Consider the following 14755-nt stretch of genomic DNA (forward strand, 5'->3'; position numbering starts at 1 on the left):
CCGCGGCGGACCAGCGCGGCCGCCAGGCGGTCGGCGGCGTCGTCGAGCTCGCGGTAGCTGAGCTCTCCGGTGTCCCAGCTCAACGCCACCGAACCCAGTCTGGTGGCGGCGATCTCGGTGAAGGCGGTATGGAAACCGCCGTCGGGCTGGGCCGGCGGCGCGGCGGCGGCCGGCCGGCATTCGTCGTCGAAGGTCACCGCGACATCGCGCAGCGGGCGATCCCAATGTTGCAGGAGCCGTTGGACGACGGTGAGCACGCGCATGCCCAATGCGTGCGGATCGAGCATTCCCAGTGCCCCGTCAAGGGTTTCGACCAGCACGGTGAGCCGGCCGTGGGTGGGGTGCGCGGCGATGGTGACCGGGAAGTGCGACAGGCTTTCCAGGGCCGACGGCCGCAGCACCGCTCCCCCGAGGTCGAACTCGTCGCTGCCGACCAGCCCGCCCGGCGGGAAGTTCTCGTACACCAGCAACGTGTCGTACAGCTCGCCGATGCCGCCGAGGGAACGCAGCTCGGTGTGGCTGAGGTAACTGTGTTCACGCAGCTCGGCGGCCTCGCGCTGCAGGGCCAGGCACTGGCGTCCCACACTCAGCGCCGGGTCGACGCGAACCCGCAGGGGCACAGTGTTGATGAACAGGCCGACCATGGACTCCACCCCGGCCAGCTCGTCGGGGCGGCCCGACACCGTGACGCCGTAGACCACGTCGGTGCGGTCGGTGAAGACCGAAAGGATTGTCGCCCAGGCCATCTGGAACAGCGTGTTCACCGTGACGCCTCGGCTGCGCGCGGCCTCGAAGATCGCGGCCGACTGCTGCTCGTCGAGGCTCACCTCGGTGCGCTCCGGCAGACCGGGCTGGGTTTCCCGTCCGGACAGCACCGGGGACAGCATCGTGGGTGCATCCATGCCGTACAGATGGGACTGCCACCGGGCCCGGCTGGCGTCCTGATCGCGTCCGGCCAGCCAGCCGATGTAGTCGCGGTACGGGCGCACCGCCGGCGGCAGCGCCGCCACATCACCCTTGGCCCCGTAGAGGGCGAGCAGTTCGCCGACGAACACGGGCAGCGACCACCCGTCGATCGCGATGTGGTGCGCGACGATCACCAGACGCCAACGCAGACCGGGCTTTTCGATCAGCAGGAACCGGATCAGCGGTCCACGGCCGAGATCGAAGCGGCGGGCCCGCTCCTCGGCTTCGAGGGCGACCGCCTGCTCGTCATCGGCCCGCACCTGCTGCCACGGCACCTCGACGGCCGACGGCACCACGGCCACCGGCCGGCTCAGGTTGCCCTGAAAGAAGCTGGCCCGCAGGTTCGGATGACGCACCAGCATGGCCTGGGCGCAGGCCCGCAGCAGCTCGGGATCGACCGCGCCGTCGATGTCGGCGGCCATCGCGATCACGTACGGGTCGGCGCCGTCGTCGCCCTCGGTCAGCCCGGCCAGCGAGTACAGCCCCTGTTGCAGCGGGCTCAGGGCCAGGACGTCCTCGACGCCGGGCGGCGTACCGGTCGTGGTCATGTCGAGATCCCCTGGTCCTGGCCCCATCCCGCGGTGAGCGCGGCCAGTTCGTCGGGCGACAGACCCGATGCGGACATCGGGGCGTGGTGCACGTCCTCGGCGGCACCGGTGGTGGCCGCCGCATCGATGGCCGTGGCCAACTCGGCCAGCACGGGGTGTTCGAACACCATGCGGGCGGTCATCGCCACGCCCGCGTCCCTGGCCCGGNGGTGAGCACGGCACCGGCGAACTCCTCCGGCAGCGCCGCCCGCACGCCGTCCAGGACCGCGGCCGAATCCTCCACGCCCTGGTTCAACACCAAGTAGCAGGCCAGCGTGGTGGCACCACGGGCTTCCCAGCGCCGGGTGGCGGCGATCGCGACCGCGTCGAGTGCCTCCAGCGCCGCCTGCAGGCGGGGCTCCCCGCTGGTGATCGGCTCCAGCCGACCGTCGGTGGTCCACCGAGCCCGGTCACCGGTGCGGTACAGCTGACCGTCACCGAATGGGTTGGGCGCGAAGCGGTCTGCGGCCATACCGGTGGCGGTGCTCGCGGCGTCGTCCACCGCACCACCGGCGTAGTAGACGTCGCCGGTGACACCGACGGCCACCGGTTGCCGCCACTCGTCCAGCACGTACACGCGGGTGGCACCCTCGGTCTGCGGCAGACCCGCCGGGGGCGCGGCCTTGCGGCTCCAGTCGGCCACCAGCAGTTCGCGTTCGGCCTCGTCGACGACGGCGATGTCGCGCACCGTCTGGTCGGGGTCTGCGGCGAACGCACCGACGATGCGCTGCAGCCACGTCACCAGACGCTGCGCGGTCGCCGCCTCGTAGAGCTCGGTGCGATAGATGACGGTGCCCCGGTACCCCGCGTCGGCGCCGTTCTCGGCGAAGAAGTTCAGCGACAGGTCGGCATGGGCCACGTCGAATGTGGGCTCCAGTGCGGTGAAACGGGTTTCGCCGTCGTCCCCGCTGTCGATCACCTGCTCGGCGGGCAGGTCCTCCCGCACGTGCACCACCACACCGAACAGCGGGTTGCGGGCCAGCGAACGGGCCGGGCTCACCGCGTCGACGACCCGGTCGAACGGCAGGTCCTGATGCTTGTAGGCGGCCAGCGCCATCTCGCGCGAGCGGCGCAACACCTCGCGCAGGGTCGGGTTCCCGGACAGATCGTTGCGCAACACCACGATGTTGATGAAGAACCCGATCAGCGCGTCGAGCTCGGGGGCGGTACGTCCGGCCACCGGGGTACCGAGCGCGATGTCGACGCCCTGTCCGGCCTTGTGCAACGCGATGGCGACCGCGGCCTGCAGCACCATGAATTCGGTCACCCCGAGTTCACGGCACAGTTCGACGAGCTTGCTCCGGACGGCCGGATCGATGGTGAAGTCGAGTGCCGTGCCGTCCCCGGTCGGCACCGGTGGCCGCGGGAAGTCGGGCTGCAGGCCGTTCTCGACGTCCTGATCGGCCGACAGCCCGGCCAGTTGCCGCTTCCAGTAGGTGCGCTGCTCCTCGACCCGCTCGTCGTCACCGGAGAGCACCTCGGCCTGCCAGGCCGCGAAGTCGGCGTACTGCACCGGCAACGGTGCCCACTCGGGCGCCTTCCCGGCCCGGCGGGCGTGGTAGGCGGTGAGCAGATCGGTGAACAACACCGTGCCCGACCAGTGGTCGGCGGCGATGTGGTGCACGACCAGAGAGAGCACATGCGAATCAGCGGTGGACAGCATCGCCGCCCGAACCGGCCACTCGTTCTCCAGGTCGAAGCAATGCCGCCGCTCGGCATCGAGTTCACCGTGCACCCAGTCCTCGCCGTCGCCGTCGGCGCGACGCACCGGCACCGGAGCGGCCGGGTGGACCACCTGGTAAGGCACACCGTCGATCTCGCGGTAGGTGGTGNCCCCCGAGGCCTTCAGCTCGTCGCCCCGGGCGGCCAGCCCGGCCACCGTGGCGTGCTCGAAGACGTCGGCCACGCCCAGCTCGACCCCGCAGCGGGTGCGCACCGCGGCAACCAGTTTGGTGGCCAGCAGTGAGTGCCCGCCGAGATCGAAGAACGAATCGTCGGCGCCGACACCGTCGCGCTCGAGCAGCTCTCCGAACAACGCGACGATCTCGTGTTCGGTCTCGGTCTCGGGCGCGCGGAACTCGGTGGCCGACTGGATCTGCGGCTCGGGCAGTGCCCGCCGGTCGATCTTTCCGTGTGCGGTGATCGGGATCTCGGGCAGCTCGACGTAGGCGGCCGGAATCATGTACTCGGGCAGCGCGGCGGTCACCCTGGCCCGGATCCGGTCGATCTCGACCCGCTCGGCGTCGGCGGCCGGCGTGATGTAGGCGACCAGGCTCTTGCCCAGCGACGGCAGGTCGCTGACCACCACGACCGCCTGCCCCACCGACGGATCGACCGAGATCGCCGCGGAGACCTCACCGAGCTCGATCCGGAAGCCGCGGATCTTGACCTGCTCGTCGGCCCGGCCGACGAATTCGATGTCGCCGTCGGCATTGCGGCGGGCCAGGTCGCCGGACCGGTACATCCGCCCGCCGGGATTGAACGGGTCGGCCACGAACCGCTCGGCGGTCAGGCTGCGGCGCTCGTGGTACCCGTGCGCGACATGCGTTCCGCCGATGTAAATCTCACCGATCACCCCGACCGGGACGGGCTGCAGCGCGCCATCCAGCAGGTGGATCGTGGTGTTGATCTTCGGCGTGCCGATCGGCACGATACGGGCACCCTGCTTGCCCTCCACCTTGTAGCGGGTGCAGTTCAGCACCGTCTCGGTGGGACCGTAGAAGTTGTGCAGCAGCGAGTCGAAGGTGGCGTGGAACTTGTCGGCGATCTCCCCGGGCAGCGCCTCGCCGCCGATCGGGACCCGCTGCAGGGTGCGCCATTCGTTGACGCCGGGCAGCGACAGGAACAACCCGAGCAGCGACGGCACGAAGTGCATCGAGGTGATGCCCTCGTTGCGGAGCAGATCGGTGAGATAGCCGATATCGCTGAGCCCACCCGGTTTCGGGATCACCAGCCGGGCGCCGGCCGACAGCATGCCGAAGATCTCGCCGATCGACACGTCGAAGCTCTGCGAGGCGACCTGGAGCAGGCGTTCGTCGTTGGTGACCTGGTAGTCGTCGCCGAACCAGACGAAGTACTCCGCGATCGGCCGGTGCGGGACGGGCACGCCCTTGGGCAGGCCGGTGGATCCGGACGTGTAGATCAGGTACGCGGTGTTGTCCGGGGTGAGCGGGCGGACGCGTTCGCTGTCGGTCGGGTCGGTGGCCGGGTAGTCGTCCAGGCCGGTAACCGGGTCGCGCAGCACGATTTTCGGATCCGAATCGGACAGGATGTAGGTGAGCCGGTCCTCGGGGTAGGTCGGGTCGACCGGCAGGTACACGGCGCCGGCCTTGACGATGCCGAGCGCGGTGATGACGAGTTCCGGCGACTTCTCCAGCAGTACCGCCACCCGATCCTCGGTGCCGATGCCCTGTTCGATGAGCCAGTGCGCCAACCGGTTCGCGGACTCGTTGAGCTCGCGGTAGCTGTAGTGGCGACCCTCGTAGACCACCGCGGTCGCGTCGGGGGTGCGGGCGGCCTGCTCGGAGACCAGTGCCGTCAATGTGGTTGCGGGGGTGTCGAACCGCTCACCGGCGGACACCGTGCGCATCCACTCGGCGTCGGCGGCGGTGAACAGCTCCAACCGGGACAGTGGCCGCTCGGGATCGCTGAGGGCGCTGTCCAGCAGCACGGCGAAATGACGCAGCATCTGGGCGGCCAGCTCGGCATCCAGCACCTCGGTGAGATGCTCGGCCTCCACCACCGCGCCATCGGCGTCCAGCTCGACCATGAAACCCAGCGGCAGCTGGGTGTGCTGGCCACGCAGCTCGGCCCGCTCCGAGGCGATGCCCTCGGGGCAGAAGCCGCCGCCGTCGGGCTCGCGGAAACCGAAGCTCACCCGGGTCATCCGCTCGGCACCGTGGCGTCGGTCCGGGTTGAGTTCGGCCACCACCCGGTCGAGGTTGACGCGCTGATGGGCGAAGGCACCGATGGCGGTGTCGCGGGTGGCCGCGACCAGATCCCGGAAACCGGCCGAACCCGCCGGGCGCAGCCGCATCGCCACGGTGTTGCCGTAGTAGCCGATGGTTTCGTCGGTGTCGCGGTTCAGCACCGGGGTGGCGACCAGGAAATCGTCGGTGTGCGTGTAGCGGTAGACGAGCGCGCCGAACGCCGCCAACAGCACCATGTACGGCGTGGCCCCCGTGTCGCGGGCCAACGCGACCACCCGCTCGACGGTGTCGGCGGACAGCCGCACCGTGCTGCGCTGGGACCGAAAACCGGTGGGCACCACCGATCCTGACGGGCCCGGCAGTTCGAGCGGCTCGGGCGGATCGGCCAGCACCTCACGCCAGTACGCCAGATCGTCGTCTTCGCTGCCGCCCGCAGCCGCCGTCACTCGCGGCGGCTCGGGCAGCGCCTCCCCGGAATAGGCTCGGGTCAGATCGGCGAAGAACACTCGCCACGACCCGTCGTCCCAGGCGATGTGGTGGGCGACCAGCAACATCACGTGCTCGTCGGGACCGGTCTTGATCAGCGTGATGCGCAACGGCGAGTCGGAGCTCAGGTCGAAGGCGGTGCCGAACTCGCGCTGGGCCAAGACCTCCAGGCGCAGCTTGCGGGCCCGCTCGGACTTGTCGGACAGGTCATGGATCGCCCAGCCCGGAGTGAGGTCGTCGTGCACCGTCGCCGTCGGCTCGCCGTTCTCGTCGGCCTGGTACGTGGTGCGCAGGATCGGGTGCCGCTGTGCCACGGCATTCAGCGCGTCGTGCAGCCGTTCGGGGTCGATCACCCCGTTGAGCCGGTAGGACAGGCAGATGTTGAGCAGCACCCCGCTCGGGTCGAACCCCTGCACGAACCACATCCGGCGCTGCCCGTCCGACAGCACGGTGGGATCGACCGGAGCGCCCGCGGCACCGGTGGCCGCCTGACCCGAGTCCGGCCCCGAGGCCAGACCCCGCTCGGCAAGCCTGCGCCGCATCAGCTCCAGACGGGCGTCGGAGGTGCTGGGGGCTGCCGAATCGGCACTAACCATGTCAGTCACGCGAAAATGCTTCCTTTTCGGGTCTTTCCAAATGCTCGATCAATTCGGTGGCGGTGGCGCCACCGAGGATGGTGGCCAGCGGCACTGATCGGCCGGTGGCCGTCTTGAGCTTCTTGCGCAGGTCGATCGCCAACAGCGAGTCCACGCCGAGATCCAGCAGCGACGCATCCAGATCCAGTCCGGAGGTGTCGGCGAGCTTGAGCACCGAGCCGAGCGCGATCCGCATCGCGCCGGTGGCATCGGCCGCCTGCGCGGTGTCGCCCGGCTGGGCCGCCACGATCTCGCGGACCGCGCCACCGCCCTCGGCGAGGCCGAGGAAGGTGCGCAGCCGGTCGGGGTCGGCACTGAACACCAGCGGATCGGCCGGATAATCCCGCAGGCCGGCCTCCACCGCCAGGTCGGGCGCCATTGCCCGCAAGCCGGACCGCTCGACGCGGCTCACCTCCGCGGGATCGATGATCCCGTCGCCGGGCCACAGCCCCCAGCGCACGGCCGTGCACTGCCGCCCCTGGGCTCGCAGCTGCCCGGCGAGCGCATCCAGCAGCCGGTTGGCCGCCGAATACGCGGCGTGCCCGTGCCCACCCCAGAGGCCGGATACCGAGGAGCACAAGACGATCCGGGCATCCGGCCGCAGCGGCCAGGCGGCCGTCAGGTTCGCCAGGCCACCGATCTTGGCCGCGAACGTATCTCGCACGGTCTCGCCGGTCAGCTCTCCGGCAGGGGCGATGGTGGCGCCGGCGGCCGCGTGGATCACCAGCGACGCCGGCCCGATTCCCAGTTCGGCCACCGTCGCCGCGATCTGGGTCGGGTCGGTGAGATCGCACCGGGGAGCGATGATCTCGGCACCCGAAGTGGCCAGCGCCGCGGTCTGCTCGTCGCCGAGCCCGCTGCGGCTGAGCAGCACGATGCGCCGGGCGCCGTGCTCGGCCAGGTGGCGGGCGTAGTGCAGCCCGACCGCCCCGGCGCCCCCGGTGATGACCACCTCGTCGAAGATCCCCGATTCGGCAGTCCAGGTCCGGGCGTCGGACGTGTCGTCGCGCATCTCCCGGCGCCACGTCCGCATCCCGGAACCGTTGTCCCGCAACGCGATGTCGTCTTCATCGGCCAGCATCGCAGTCACGGCCGCGACGGCGGCGGCCGGGTCGGGGGACGACGAGGGCAGGTCCAGGTGCCGGAATGACTGATCCGGATGCTCGTAGCCCAGGCTGCGGTGCATCGCGGCCAGCGCGGCCGCCTCGGGCCGCGACCGTTCCCGCTCACCCACCTGCTCGGCACCGACGGTCACCAGCCATACGTCACGGGTCGCGGCGGTGATCGCGCCGGCATAACCCAGCACTCCCTCGTCGACGAGGCGGCTCACGGCTTCCGCGGCGGGCACCACGTCGAGGTTCTCGGATGCCGGGGCCACCACGATCAGCAGATCGGCGTCGGCTGCGGAAACAGCTGTGGCGCCGGAGATCTCGTCGACGGCGCGACGCAGCGCGTCGGCCGGTCCCGGCCCGGCGGCCAGATCCAGCACGGCGACCCGGCGCTGCCCGGCCGGAACGGAACCGGCCGCCAGTTCCCGCCAGTGCTCCACGTTTACCGTCAAGCCCTCGACCGGCGGCAGCGGTTGTGGGGTGGCCCAGAGATGTTCGGCCCGCATCGGCGCGAACGGGAAATCTCGCAGAGCCCGGTCGCCATGATTCGGGAGGTCGGCCCAGCGGTAGCCGGGATCGGCCATCGCCACGGTGACGATGTTGGTGCTGAGCCGGTCGGTGATCGGCTCGTCCCGCCGGCCCGAGCCCACCATCAGCGCCGGGCCGCCGGAAAGTTCGGCATCGTCGAGCAGATCGCCCATCGCGAACAGCAGCGCCGGATGTGCCGAGAGTTCCACGAAGATGCGGGCGCCGCGCCGCGCCGCCATCCCGACCGCCCGGTCGAAGCGCACGGTGCTGCGCAGGTTGGTGTACCAGTAGTCGGCGAAACCGGTGCCCGTCTCGACCACGTCGGCGGTGGCGGAGCCGATGAACTGAACCGGTGATTCGTCGAACTGCCCTGGCGGCAAGAGAGATTCCAGCTCGGCACGGGCCGAGTCCAGGGCGGTGGTATGCGCGGGGAACCACATCTCGATTTCCTTGGCGAACGATCCCCGGCCGGCCACCGTCGCCACCGCCGCCGCGACGGCATCGGTATCCCCCGACACCGCGACCGATGACCGGGAGTTCACCACCGACAGTTCCAGCCAGCCCGGGGTCTCGGCGACCACCGCCGAGGCCTCGTCGGGCGTGATCCCGAGTACCGCGACGCGGTAGGGCCCGGTCAACCGGTCGAGCACGGTCGCGCGGGCGATCACCACGGCCACCGCCGCGGGCAGGCTGATGCTGCCTGCGACGTACGCGGCACCTATCTCGCCGAGGCTGTGGCCGACGGTGATGTCGGGCACCACCCCGCACGACTGCCACACCCGGGCCAGCGCGACGCCGTGGACGAATTGCGCGCCCTGGATCTGCACCTGGGAGAAATCGTTGGTGACCGCGCCCGAATCCGGGTCGGCCAGAAGGTAATCCAATGGGGACGCCGCCCCGGCCGCCCGGAATTCCTCGGCACAGCGATCGACCTCGGCGCGGTAGGCNCAGGACCGGCGTGCGGGCATCGGGAAGGGCGTCGACCGCGCACTCCGGAAGCACGGTGCCCTCGCGGGTTTCGCTCATGCGGCGACCCCGGCGGCATCGGGGACCGCGACGATCGCGTGCGCGTTGGTACCGCTCATGCCGAACGCCGAGACGGCGCCGATGCGCTCGCCGTTGACCGCGGACCAGTGGGCGAGTTTGGCGGCCAGGCGCAAACCCTGGGTGTCCCAATCGATCTCGCGGCTGACCTCGTCGACGTGCAGCGTAGCCGGAATCGCCGCGCGCTCGGCAGCCAGGATCACCTTGGCCAGCCCGAGCCCGCCTGCCGCGGCCTGCGAATGCCCCAGATTGGACTTCACCGAGCCCAGCACCGCGCCGGCACCCGGCGCGGTGGCACCGTACGTCTGTGCCAGCGAACGCAATTCGGTGCGGTCACCCAGCCGCGTGCCGGTGCCGTGACCCTCGATCATGCCGACGTCTTCCGGACGGACACCGGCCTGCCGGATCGCCTTGGCGAACAGCCGTTGCTGGGCGGCGCCGCTCGGTGCGGTGAGGCCGGTGGTGCGGCCGTCCTGGTTCACGGCGGTGGCTCGGACCTCGGCCAGGATGCGCCGGCGGTCACGTACGGCGGCGGATCTGCGCTGCAGCACGAACATCGCCGCCCCCTCGGCCCACACCGTCCCGCTGGCGTGGGCGCTGTAGGGCCGGCAGTGCCCGTCATCGGACAGGGCGTGCTGTTTGGAGAACTCGACGAAGTACCCGGGGGTGCCCATCACGCACACGCCACCGGTCAACGCCATGTCGCAGTCCCCCGCCCGCACCGCGGACACGGCGGTGTGGAACGCGGTGAGCGCCGAGGAGCAGGAGGTGTCGATGGTCAGTGCCGGGCCGCACAGGTCCAGCGTGTAGGCGATCCGCCCGGAGATGACGCCCAGTGAGGTGCCGGTGATCAGATGACCGCTGTGGTGCGAGAACTCCGACAGCGCCGGCCCGTACTCCAGGCCGGACGCACCGACGTAGCAGCCCACGTCGTGGCCGGCCAGATCGTCGGGATTGATGCCGCTGTGCTCCAGTGCCCGCCACGCGATCCGCAGACCGACTCGTTGCTGAGGATCCATGGCGGCGGCCTCGCGCGGTGAGATGCCGAAGAACGCGGGGTCGAATGTGGCTGCGCTGGAAAGGAATCCCCCGAGATCGTGAATGCGTTTGAACCCGTCACGGCGTGAGCCGTCGAGCAGCTCGCGCACCGACCAGCCACGGTCGGCCGGGAACCGGCCGAGGGCTTCGCGCTGCTCGGCCAGCAGGGACCAGTAGCCGTCGGCGGTGTCGATTCCGCCGGGAGCCTCCAGCGCCATCCCCACGATCACCACCGGATCGGCGGTGTCGTACTCGGATTGTGGCCCGCTAGAGCTCATTCACCAGCTCCGCCCCATCCTCGAGCTGATCGTTGAGATAGAAGTGTCCGCCGTCGAACATCGAGCAGGTGTAGGCCCCGGAGGTGTGGGATTCCCAGCGCCGCAACATGTCCTCGCTGATGCGGTGGTCGCGCTCGCCGCCCAGCGCGTAGATGTCCGCGGCGATGGTCACGTCGGCCTCGCACGAGTACCGGTTGAACGCGGCGTAGTCGGCCCGGACCGCCATCAGCAACAGCTCGACGAAATCCTCGTCGGCCAGCAGTGCCGGATCGGTGCCACCGAGATCCACCATCTCGGCCAGGATCTCGGACTCGGCCATCGGCAGCGCCGGGGCGGCCGCCACCGCCGAAGGGGCCTCACTGGCCGACACCCAGAGGGCATCGATCTCAACCCCGTGCCGTTCGGCGATCCTGGCGAATTCGAAGGCCACCACCGCGCCCATGCAGTGTCCGAACAGCCGCAGTGGGCCCAGGTGCGCCCAGTCCGCCGCGTCGAACAGATCCTTGGCGAGATCGCCCACGGTGGGTGCGGCCGGATGCGAGAGCCGGTCCCCACGTTGCGGGTACTGCATGACGTAGGCGTCGGATCCGGCCGCGGCCAGCGCCATCCCGAATCCGCGGTAGGCCAGGGCCGCTCCCCCGGCATGCGGGAAGACCAGTGTGGCTGTTGCGCTTTCGTTCCCCGGGTAGCGCTTCACCCAGGGCTTGACGGTGATCTGGGTATCCGGGCCGGTCACGATGGCACGGCGGTGTCGAGAGCGGCCGCCGCATCCCGATGCCGTGCGGCGCGGGCGAAGCCGTTCATCCGCCGCTCGGGATTGCGGCGCGGAGCATCGTCGGCGACGACGACGCCTGCGCCCGCGGTCAGTGCCACCAGCAACATCAGAATCGGGGCCGCGGCACCGTCGGCCGAGAAGGCCCCGATGCGGTCGGCGCCGCTGACGCCGAGCCGGCCGCGCAGTTCCACCACGGCACCGTGCGCGGCGCCGTGGCTCACCACGGCGTCGTCGGCCGCCAGGAACGCGGGGTCGTTCGGCCCGGAGTGCACCGGGGTGATGCCACTGGCACGGGCTCCGATCCGCAAGGCCTCGGAGACGGTGAGGGCGGGCAGCCAGTTCGGCGGCCCGTCGCCGGTGAACAGCGCCATCCGCACGCCCGCGCGCTCCAGGGTCGACTCGACTGGGTCGGCGGTGTCGACCGGCACGCAGACGCCGCCGGCCGCCAGGATGCCGAGGGTCGCGATGACGGTGTCCAGGCCCGCGGCGCCCACGACGGCAACGCGGTCACCGGCACGCACCCCCGCCACCAACAGGGCGCCGGACACCGAGAGAGCCTGCTCGCGCAATTGCCCGTAGGTCCAGCAGGTGGTCGGTCCGACCACGGCGATGTCGCCGGGCGCGACCTGCGCATGGGCGAAGAATCCCTGGTGCAGCGGCTCGGCGGCCACGGCATGCCCGGTCTGCGTAGTCGTGCGACTCACGGCGTCCACAACGACCTCCTGGTGATAAGCAAAGGCTGCCCTAACTCAAGTAACTCTAACCTTAGTTGCCGGACGTCGGCTATGGGGCCGTGCGTGCCAACTCTGAGGCCACCGCCACGCTGTCCATCCCGGCGACCTCGAGATACAGCTCGGAAACCAGCTGCAACCGGTCCGAACCCGCCTCCCGGCCGGTCAACAGTGCCGCCAGCGCCGAGACGGTCCGGGCCGCGAAGATGTCGGCGACCATGACCGTCGAGGTGTCNGGGCGGCGCCGCTCGGTGCGGTGAGGCCGGTGGTGCGGCCGTCCTGGTTCACGGCGGTGGCTCGGACCTCGGCCAGGATGCGCCGGCGGTCACGTACGGCGGCGGATCTGCGCTGCAGCACGAACATCGCCGCCCCCTCGGCCCACACCGTCCCGCTGGCGTGGGCGCTGTAGGGCCGGCAGTGCCCGTCATCGGACAGGGCGTGCTGTTTGGAGAACTCGACGAAGTACCCGGGGGTGCCCATCACGCACACGCCACCGGTCAACGCCATGTCGCAGTCCCCCGCCCGCACCGCGGACACGGCGGTGTGGAACGCGGTGAGCGCCGAGGAGCAGGAGGTGTCGATGGTCAGTGCCGGGCCGCACAGGTCCAGCGTGTAGGCGATCCGCCCGGAGATGACGCCCAGTGAGGTGCCGGTGATCAGATGACCGCTGTGGTGCGAGAACTCCGACAGCGCCGGCCCGTACTCCAGGCCGGACGCACCGACGTAGCAGCCCACGTCGTGGCCGGCCAGATCGTCGGGATTGATGCCGCTGTGCTCCAGTGCCCGCCACGCGATCCGCAGACCGACTCGTTGCTGAGGATCCATGGCGGCGGCCTCGCGCGGTGAGATGCCGAAGAACGCGGGGTCGAATGTGGCTGCGCTGGAAAGGAATCCCCCGAGATCGTGAATGCGTTTGAACCCGTCACGGCGTGAGCCGTCGAGCAGCTCGCGCACCGACCAGCCACGGTCGGCCGGGAACCGGCCGAGGGCTTCGCGCTGCTCGGCCAGCAGGGACCAGTAGCCGTCGGCGGTGTCGATTCCGCCGGGAGCCTCCAGCGCCATCCCCACGATCACCACCGGATCGGCGGTGTCGTACTCGGATTGTGGCCCGCTAGAGCTCATTCACCAGCTCCGCCACATCCTCGAGCTGATCGTTGAGATAGAAGTGTCCGCCGTCGAACATCGAGCAGGTGTAGGCCCCGGAGGTGTGGGATTCCCAGCGCCGCAACATGTCCTCGCTGATGCGGTGGTCGCGCTCGCCGCCCAGCGCGTAGATGTCCGCGGCGATGGTCACGTCGGCCTCGCACGAGTACCGGTTGAACGCGGCGTAGTCGGCCCGGACCGCCATCAGCAACAGCTCGACGAAATCCTCGTCGGCCAGCAGTGCCGGATCGGTGCCACCGAGATCCACCATCTCGGCCAGGATCTCGGACTCGGCCATCGGCAGCGCCGGGGCGGCCGCCACCGCCGAAGGGGCCTCACTGGCCGACACCCAGAGGGCATCGATCTCAACCCCGTGCCGTTCGGCGATCCTGGCGAATTCGAAGGCCACCACCGCGCCCATGCAGTGTCCGAACAGCCGCAGTGGGCCCAGGTGCGCCCAGTCCGCCGCGTCGAACAGATCCTTGGCGAGATCGCCCACGGTGGGTGCGGCCGGATGCGAGAGCCGGTCCCCACGTTGCGGGTACTGCATGACGTAGGCGTCGGATCCGGCCGCGGCCAGCGCCATCCCGAATCCGCGGTAGGCCAGGGCCGCTCCCCCGGCATGCGGGAAGACCAGTGTGGCTGTTGCGCTTTCGTTCCCCGGGTAGCGCTTCACCCAGGGCTTGACGGTGATCTGGGTATCCGGGCCGGTCACGATGGCACGGCGGTGTCGAGAGCGGCCGCCGCATCCCGATGCCGTGCGGCGCGGGCGAAGCCGTTCATCCGCCGCTCGGGATTGCGGCGCGGAGCATCGTCGGCGACGACGACGCCTGCGCCCGCGGTCAGTGCCACCAGCAACATCAGAATCGGGGCCGCGGCACCGTCGGCCGAGAAGGCCCCGATGCGGTCGGCGCCGCTGACGCCGAGCCGGCCGCGCAGTTCCACCACGGCACCGTGCGCGGCGCCGTGGCTCACCACGGCGTCGTCGGCCGCCAGGAACGCGGGGTCGTTCGGCCCGGAGTGCACCGGGGTGATGCCACTGGCACGGGCTCCGATCCGCAAGGCCTCGGAGACGGTGAGGGCGGGCAGCCAGTTCGGCGGCCCGTCGCCGGTGAACAGCGCCATCCGCACGCCCGCGCGCTCCAGGGTCGACTCGACTGGGTCGGCGGTGTCGACCGGCACGCAGACGCCGCCGGCCGCCAGGATGCCGAGGGTCGCGATGACGGTGTCCAGGCCCGCGGCGCCCACGACGGCAACGCGGTCACCGGCACGCACCCCCGCCACCAACAGGGCGCCGGACACCGAGAGAGCCTGCTCGCGCAATTGCCCGTAGGTCCAGCAGGTGGTCGGTCCGACCACGGCGATGTCGCCGGGCGCGACCTGCGCATGGGCGAAGAATCCCTGGTGCAGCGGCTCGGCGGCCACGGCATGCCCGGTCTGCGTAGTCGTGCGACTCACGGCGTCCACAACGACCTCCTGGTGATAAGCAAAGGCTGCCCTAACTCA

The 14755-nt window shown here is 70.5% G+C and carries 7 protein-coding genes and 3 pseudogenes; all 10 read right to left on the bottom strand.

The genetic code is table 11. The features are described 5' to 3' along the window. Positions 1-1514 (bottom strand): condensation domain-containing protein (locus BN4332_RS09710; RefSeq protein WP_235654062.1); only part of this gene is annotated, 1514 nt, incomplete at its 3' end. Beyond that, positions 1511-6564: pseudogene (locus BN4332_RS09715) on the bottom strand (amino acid adenylation domain-containing protein). The pseudogene BN4332_RS09715 and the gene BN4332_RS09710, both read right to left, overlap by 4 nt. 1 nt (position 6565) lies before the next feature. Continuing rightward, positions 6566-9208 (bottom strand): mycobactin polyketide synthase MbtD, encoded by a 2643-nt coding sequence (mbtD, locus tag BN4332_RS09720; protein ID WP_084459226.1) that lies wholly within the window; start codon positions 9206-9208, stop codon positions 6566-6568. Positions 9209-9262: 54 nt separating this feature from the next. Then, complete coding sequence (locus BN4332_RS09725; protein WP_066898250.1) at positions 9263-10600, bottom strand: beta-ketoacyl [acyl carrier protein] synthase domain-containing protein; 1338 nt, start codon at positions 10598-10600, stop codon at positions 9263-9265. Further along, on the bottom strand, positions 10590-11336 hold the full coding sequence (locus BN4332_RS09730) for a thioesterase II family protein (protein WP_066898251.1): 747 nt from the start codon (positions 11334-11336) through the stop codon (positions 10590-10592). Before BN4332_RS09730 ends, BN4332_RS09725 begins: the two co-directional genes overlap by 11 nt. Continuing rightward, positions 11333-12079, bottom strand: coding sequence for an AMP-binding protein (locus tag BN4332_RS09735; protein ID WP_160110828.1), 747 nt, complete (start codon positions 12077-12079; stop codon positions 11333-11335). The genes BN4332_RS09730 and BN4332_RS09735 overlap by 4 nt, the downstream gene beginning before the upstream one ends. Positions 12080-12158: 79 nt before the next feature. Next, positions 12159-12353, bottom strand: a pseudogene (locus BN4332_RS35415) (hypothetical protein); the annotation flags it as partial. Beyond that, positions 12338-13228, bottom strand: a pseudogene (locus tag BN4332_RS09740) (beta-ketoacyl [acyl carrier protein] synthase domain-containing protein); the annotation flags it as partial. The pseudogenes BN4332_RS35415 and BN4332_RS09740, both read right to left, overlap by 16 nt. Beyond that, positions 13218-13964 carry a thioesterase II family protein gene (locus BN4332_RS09745; RefSeq protein WP_066898253.1) on the bottom strand — a complete coding sequence of 249 codons (747 nt, stop codon included), beginning with the start codon at positions 13962-13964 and terminating at the stop codon, positions 13218-13220. The gene BN4332_RS09745 and the pseudogene BN4332_RS09740, both read right to left, overlap by 11 nt. Beyond that, a complete protein-coding gene (locus BN4332_RS09750; RefSeq protein WP_160110828.1) occupies positions 13961-14707 on the bottom strand; it encodes an AMP-binding protein in 747 nt (248 codons plus the stop codon). The genes BN4332_RS09745 and BN4332_RS09750 overlap by 4 nt, the downstream gene beginning before the upstream one ends. Positions 14708-14755: the final 48 nt, after the last annotated feature.

Origin of the sequence: Mycolicibacterium houstonense, assembly GCF_900078665.2 — a bacterium.
In the GTDB taxonomy this organism is placed as follows: domain Bacteria; phylum Actinomycetota; class Actinomycetes; order Mycobacteriales; family Mycobacteriaceae; genus Mycobacterium; species Mycobacterium houstonense.

Coding starts and splice junctions, on each gene's coding strand:
- BN4332_RS09725 (WP_066898250.1), bottom strand. CDS start 10,600: ATGAGCTCTAGCGGGCCACAATCCGAGTACGACACCGCCGATCCGGTG.